Below are 5834 nucleotides of genomic sequence, written 5' to 3'. Positions count from 1 at the left end.
CGCGCTCGGCATGGGCTTGGCGCTGGCCTGGCCCACCGTGCCCGGCACGATCGCCGGGTTCGCCGCCGCCGGGTTCGGCAGCGCGACGCTGATCCCCGCCGCCATGCACGAGGCCGACGAGCTGCCAGGCCTGCGCCCCGGCACGGGCCTGACCGTCGTGTCGTGGCTGCTGCGGCTCGGGTTCCTGTTCTCCCCGCCGCTGGTGGGCCTGGTCGCCGACTCGGCGGGTCTGCGCACCGGCCTGCTGGTGGTGCCGATCGCGGGGGTGCTGGTCATGCTGCTGTCGCCGGTGCTGAGGGGCCGGGTCGTCACTCGACCGTGACCGCCTCCTCCCCTTTGAGGCCTAGGTTTCTTCGCTTTGGGCCATCCCAAAGCGAAGAAACTTAGGCCTCAAAGGGGAGATTCGTCGACCGGTCAGAACCGTCGGGCGGTCAGAACCCGTCCGCCGGTCAGGACCCGTCGAAGAGCGCGTTGACCTGCTCGTTCGCCTCGGTCAGCGAGCCGACGTCGGCCTTGCCGCCCAGCACCTCGTCCATCGCGGGGGTCATGATCGCGTGCACGTCGGAGGCGTGGTCGGTCACCGGGAAGAGGAACGTGGTGCCGTCCTTGACGTGGGTGGTGAACGGCGAGACGTCGATCCCCTTCTCGGCGAACGCCTCGGTGGCGATCTCAGCCGAGCTGGTGATCGCCGGGAAGACGACGCCGGCCGCGCCCACGAGGTCCTGGCAGTCGGTCGAGCCCAGGAAGGCGACCCACTTGGCCGCGCCCTCGGGGTTGTCCGTGCCCGCCCAGACGGAGTCCGCCAGGCCGTTGAACATGCTCGCACGCTGCCCGTTGGGGCCGGTGGGCGTGGGCGCCAGGCCGACGTCGACGCCGTCGTACCCGAAGTACGTGGAGAGCATCCAGTCGCCGCTGATGTTGATGGCGGACTTGCCCGCGCCGAAGTTGTCGTTCACCGAGGCGCCGATCGTGGTCTCCAGCGGCGGCGCGTACCCCTTCTCGATCAGGGAGTACCACCAGGCGATGGTGTCCTGGAACCGCGGGTCGTCGTAGTTGTACTGCGTGCCCCAGGGGTTCTCGTCCGTGTGGGTCCAGCCCGTGGTGGCGGTGTACATGCTCCACTCGGTCTGGCCGTTCTCGTACCCGGCGCCGGGGATGCCCAGGCCGTAGACGGCGACGTTCTCCTTGTCGAAGCCCGGCTCGTCGCCCCGCACCCCGTTGGCGTCGACGGTCAGGCGCGCGATGGTCTCCTCGTACGTGCCGCCGTCGTCGGGGTTCCAGTCGAGGTCCTGCATGCCCTTCTCCGACAGACCGGCGTCCTCGACCATCTTCTGGTTGTAGAAGATCGCGACGGTGTCCCAGTCCTTCGGCAGTCCGTACCGCTTGCCGTCCTGCGCGACCCACAGGTCGGCGAGCCCGGCCGAGTACTGGTCGAGGTCGACGTCGGCGATGTGGTCGTCCAGGGCCAGGAGCTGCCCGTTCGCGACGAACTCGGGGTACTTGGACACGTGGTCGGTGAACACGTCCGGGCCGGTGCCCGACGAGAACGCGGTGGTCAGCGCCGACCAGTAGTCGTCCCAGCCGCGCTGCGTGATCTTGACCGTCAGGTCGGGGTTGGCCTCGTGGAAGGCGTCGGCGCACTGCTGGTAGGCGGGCTGCTGGTTCGAGTCCCAGAGCCAGTAGTCGATCTGGCCCTCGGCCTCGGCGCCGCCCGAGCCGCCCGCGCAGGCGGTCAGGGACAGGGACGCGAGGGCGACGGCGCCCGCGAGCATCTTTCGCTTCATGGTGTTCCTTTCCGCCCCGGCTACTTGATGCCGGAGAAACCGATGGAGTTGATGACCCGGCGCCCGAAGACGGCGTACAGGATCACGATGGGCAGGGCCGCGACGAGGGACGCGGCCATGAGCCCGGCCCAGTCGGGCGCGCCCTGCGGCGTCTGCGAGCGGAAGACGCCGAGAGCCACGGTGAGCACCTTGGACTCCTCCGTCTGGCCCACCAGGAGCGGCCAGAAGTAGTCGTTCCAGGTGTTGATGAACGTGAGGATGCCGAGCGTGGTGACCGGCGCCGCCGAGATCGGCAGGATGATCCGGAAGAAGATGCGCCAGGGCTTGGCGCCGTCGATCATCGCCGCCTCGTCGATCTCCTTCGGGATACCGAGGAAGAACTGCCGCATGAAGAAGATCGCGAACGGCGTCATGAACAGGCTCGGCAGCATGATCCCGGGCAGCGTGTTCAGCAGGCCCAGCGACTTGATCGTCAGGAAGTTCGGCAGCGAGGTGAAGATCGGCGGCACCAGGAGCGCCCCGAGGAAGACGGCGAACCACGCGTCCCGCCCCGGCCAGCTCAGCCGCGCGAACGCGTAGGCCGCCATCGACGAGAACAGCACCTGGCCCACCGTCACGGCGGTGGCGACCACGAGCGAGTTGCGCAGGTAGAGCCAGAAGCTCAGGGACGCGCCCGAGCCGCCCTCCGCCATCGCCTCCTCGGGCGTGGCCAGGCCGAACACCCGCTTGAACGGGCCTAGCGTGAGGTCGGCGGGCAGCAGCGAGAAGGACTGGGCGGCGAGCGCCTGGTTGTCCGAGAACGCTGTGCGCAGCATCCAGTAGAACGGCAGCACGGTGGCCAGCACGAAGAACCACAGCACGACCCAGGCGAGCAGCCGGCCCCAGGTGATCCGTGTACGCATGTGCGCTCCCATCAGGTCAGGTCGGACTCGCCGGCGCGCAGCAGTCGCATCTGCGCGAAGGCGGCCCCGGCGAGGACGAGGAACAGGACCACGGACATGGCGGACGCGTAGCCGAAGTGCCCGCGGGCGAACGCCTGCTCGTAGATGTAGAGCTGGAGCACGCGGGAGGCGTTGCCGGGTCCGCCGGCGGTGGTCACGGCCACCGTGTCGAAGACCTGGAAGGCTCCCGTGACGGTGATGACCAGCACGAGCACGAGCACGGGGCGCAGCAGCGGCAGGGTGATGCGCCAGAAGGTGCGCCACTCCCCTGCCCCGTCGACGGCGGCAGCCTCGTAGACGCTGGCCGGGATCATCTGCAGGCCGGCGAACACGAGGAGGGCGGTGTACCCGAGGTGCCGCCAGGTGTTGACGCCGGCGATGGTGGCGACGGTCCACGCCTCGTCGCCGAAGAAGGCGACCTTGGGCAGCCCGACCGCGTCGATCACGGCGTTGACGATGCCGATGTTGAAGTCGAGCATCCAGAACCAGAGCAGGGCCACGACGACGTTGGCGATGAGGTACGGCAGCAGCAGGCTGCCGCGGATCAGCACCGACTTCGTCAGCCGGTGCATGAGCACCGCCAGCCCGACGGCGAGGACGGTCTGGAACCCGATGTTCAGCACCACGTACAGGAACGTGACGCGGACGGCGTTCCAGAAGACGTCGTCCTGGGCCATGTCGACGTAGTTGCGCAGGCCCACGAAGACGGGGCTGCCCAGCACGTTGTACTCGGTGAACGACAGGTAGGCGCCGCGCAGCGTCGGGTAGAGGTAGAAGACCAGGAACCCGAGGGCCGCGGGGGCGATCATCCCGAGCGCGGGCAGGAGCTGGTTGCGGGGCCGTCGGGCGACGGCGGCGGTGGTCATCGGTCGGCCTCGATCGCGTAGACGCGCACGTCCTCGCCGGGCACGACGGCGCGGAGCCTGCCCGCCGCCCGGCTCTCCTGGCCGGTCCAGAGCTCGGTGACGTCGTACCGGCCGCCGTCCAGGCCCAGGTCGCGCAGCGCGAGGTCGGCCCGGCGCGACGTCGCGCCGTAGTTGAACGCCGCGACGTAGGTGGTCCCGCCGTCGTGCAGCACGAACGTGTCGGCGGCGGTGAAGGCGTCCGGACCGGCCTGCACCGGGGCGAACGACCGGCCGAGCTCGGCGAGGTGGTTGATGCCCGGGTTCTGCAGCAGGTCGCGGGCCCGCTGCTTGATGACGGGGTGGCCGGTGCTGGTGAGGTCCTCGCTGACCTGGTAGATCCCCGTGATGGCGGCCGAGGTGACGCGCGCCCGGTTCTGCCCCTCGGGCCAGATGCTCGGGTAGGGGTCGTCCAGCAGGTAGGCGTTGGCGTCGCCGTCGTACTCGTAGTTGCCGAACTGGACGTGGTCGCCGTCGTTGAAGGCGTAGACCTCGTCGAGCCACCAGCCGTAGGTCAGGGAGTTGAGCAGGTACTCGGTGCTCTTCTGGTAGCGGTCGGGCTGCGTGGGGTGCCAGTTGTTCAGGGCGCCGTGCACGTCGCACGAGATCCGGCGGGCGTGGGCGAACTCGGAGGCGAACAGGGGCGAGATGGCCAGGTCGACGAACATGTCGTCGCCGACGACGTCGACCACCTGCGCCATGCCCTGGCGGAAGGCCTGCTGGCCGGTGTGGACTCCCGTGTCGTACCAGTCGTCGGCCTCGACGTAGCCGTGGGTCAGGAAGTCGAGCTTGACGTAGCGCACGCCGAGCTCGCGGAACTTACCCAGCGCGATCCTGGCGCGATTCTGCACGCCGGGGTTGGTCGGGTCGAGCGCCCAGGCGCCGTCAATGTTCACCGGCACCCCGTTCACCGTGAGCGCCATCTCGCGGTAGGTCTGGTTCTCGCAGGTGTCGCAGAGGGCGGTGCCGCCGATCTTCTCGTCCAGGCCCTCACGCCAGAAGTTGGCGAACGGCTGGAAGTACAGCGCCGGCTCCTGGCCGCGCGCCTTCACGTCGGCGACGTACCGCTCGAGCTCGGCCCAGGAGGTGTTCGGGTCCTCGAACGCGTACTCGGGGGCGAGCATCTTGTCCCAGTAGGAGTCGACGCCCACGTACGCGCCCTTCGTGGACCGGGTGTTCCGGAACCCGGGCGTCTCCTCGGCGAGGAACCGGGAGACCTCGCCCATGACGTCGGCGTCGCCGCCGCGGGCGCCGAGCCCGCCCCAGCTGTTGAAGCCGAAGGGCGCGCCCTCGTCCCAGGTACGGGAGCCCGCCGCCTGCGCGGCGGCCTTGCCGAACGTCTCCATGCCCTCGCGCCAGTCCGGGAACAGGCCCACGAACATGCGCGGGGAGCGCACCGTGGTGCCGCTGACCTCGGCGTGCGGCTTGAGCTCGCGGTTGAACTGGTACTTGTTCATGCCGTCGCCGTAGTCGTAGCTCCAGTCGGTCAGGCCGGCCGCGGCCTGCAGCCGGTCCAGGCCCCCGCTGTCGTTCCCGTCGGCCACCACGCCGGACTTCCACGTGTCGCGGTCCAGGGAGCCGACGACGAGGCCGCGGCGCGAGGCGTCGTCGACGAACGCGGTGACCTCGAAGCTGCGCCGGGCGGGCGTGACGTCCTTGATCGCCGGGGTCTCGTAGCGGACCCAGTGGTCGTTGTCGAAGGGCACCAGCACCATGCGGTTGTCACCGTTGCGACCGAGGTCCACCGAGCCGCGCCGGTCGGTCATGACCGGGACCATCATCGAGGTGGCGACCGGGCCGCCGGTGCCCGTCACGTCGAGCCGCACCGAGAACGAGCGGTCGCCGTCGAACGCGAACTCCTGGCGCAGCGTGGGCAGGCCCTGCTTGGCGCAGGTGACGGTGGTGCGGCCGGTGAGCCGGCAGGCGCCGTCGTACTGCTTGGTGGTGACGAACTCGTCGCCCAGGCGCACACCGCTGTAGAAGCCGGTCACGGCCTCGCGCCCGCCCCAGCGGACGTCGGCGGTGCCGCTGGCGAGCGAGTAGTCGATGACGACGTCGCCGCCGCGGAGGACCGCGCTCCTGCCGCCCGGCTCGACCCGGGTCGGGTCGACGGGCACGGGGTCGGCCGCGTCGGGGTCGGTGAGCGTCCAGTCCTTGGCGGTCGCGCCGGCGACGTCGACCCGGTCCAGGTCGGGGCCGAGCGCACC

Annotated in this window: 4 protein-coding genes and 1 pseudogene; 1 reads left to right on the top strand and 4 read right to left on the bottom strand. The window is 70.0% G+C overall.

Features of this window, described 5'->3' with window-relative positions; translation table 11 throughout:
• A pseudogene (locus PROKR_RS05935) lies at positions 1-322 on the top strand (MFS transporter); the annotation flags it as partial.
• A 127-nt stretch (positions 323-449) separates the two neighbouring features.
• Here PROKR_RS05935 and PROKR_RS05930 read toward each other — a convergent pair.
• The 4 genes from PROKR_RS05930 to PROKR_RS05915 form a co-directional block, all read right to left on the bottom strand.
• Positions 450-1784: an ABC transporter substrate-binding protein gene (locus PROKR_RS05930; protein ID WP_036960610.1), complete on the bottom strand. Its 1335-nt coding sequence runs from the start codon at positions 1782-1784 to the stop codon at positions 450-452.
• 20 nt (positions 1785-1804) lie between these two features.
• Positions 1805-2686: a carbohydrate ABC transporter permease gene (locus tag PROKR_RS05925; protein ID WP_084800278.1), complete on the bottom strand. Its 882-nt coding sequence runs from the start codon at positions 2684-2686 to the stop codon at positions 1805-1807.
• Between the two features lie 11 nt (positions 2687-2697).
• A complete protein-coding gene (locus tag PROKR_RS05920) occupies positions 2698-3591 on the bottom strand; it encodes a carbohydrate ABC transporter permease (RefSeq protein ID WP_051432726.1) in 894 nt (297 codons plus the stop codon).
• A partial coding sequence (locus PROKR_RS05915) for an alpha-galactosidase (protein WP_036960605.1) occupies positions 3588-5834 on the bottom strand: 2247 nt, incomplete at its 5' end. The genes PROKR_RS05915 and PROKR_RS05920, both read right to left, overlap by 4 nt.

This window comes from Promicromonospora kroppenstedtii DSM 19349, assembly GCF_000515355.1.
Lineage (GTDB): Bacteria > Actinomycetota > Actinomycetes > Actinomycetales > Cellulomonadaceae > Promicromonospora > Promicromonospora kroppenstedtii.
Note: the sequence above shows the minus strand (reverse complement) of the source record. Positions and strands in the feature narration are given on the sequence as shown.

Excerpts from the sequence above, each read along its gene's own strand:
- PROKR_RS05930 (WP_036960610.1), bottom strand. The coding sequence starts at position 1,784 with ATGAAGCGAAAGATGCTCGCGGGCGCCGTCGCCCTCGCGTCCCTGTCC.
- PROKR_RS05925 (WP_084800278.1), bottom strand. The coding sequence starts at position 2,686 with ATGCGTACACGGATCACCTGGGGCCGGCTGCTCGCCTGGGTCGTGCTG.
- PROKR_RS05920 (WP_051432726.1), bottom strand. The coding sequence starts at position 3,591 with ATGACCACCGCCGCCGTCGCCCGACGGCCCCGCAACCAGCTCCTGCCC.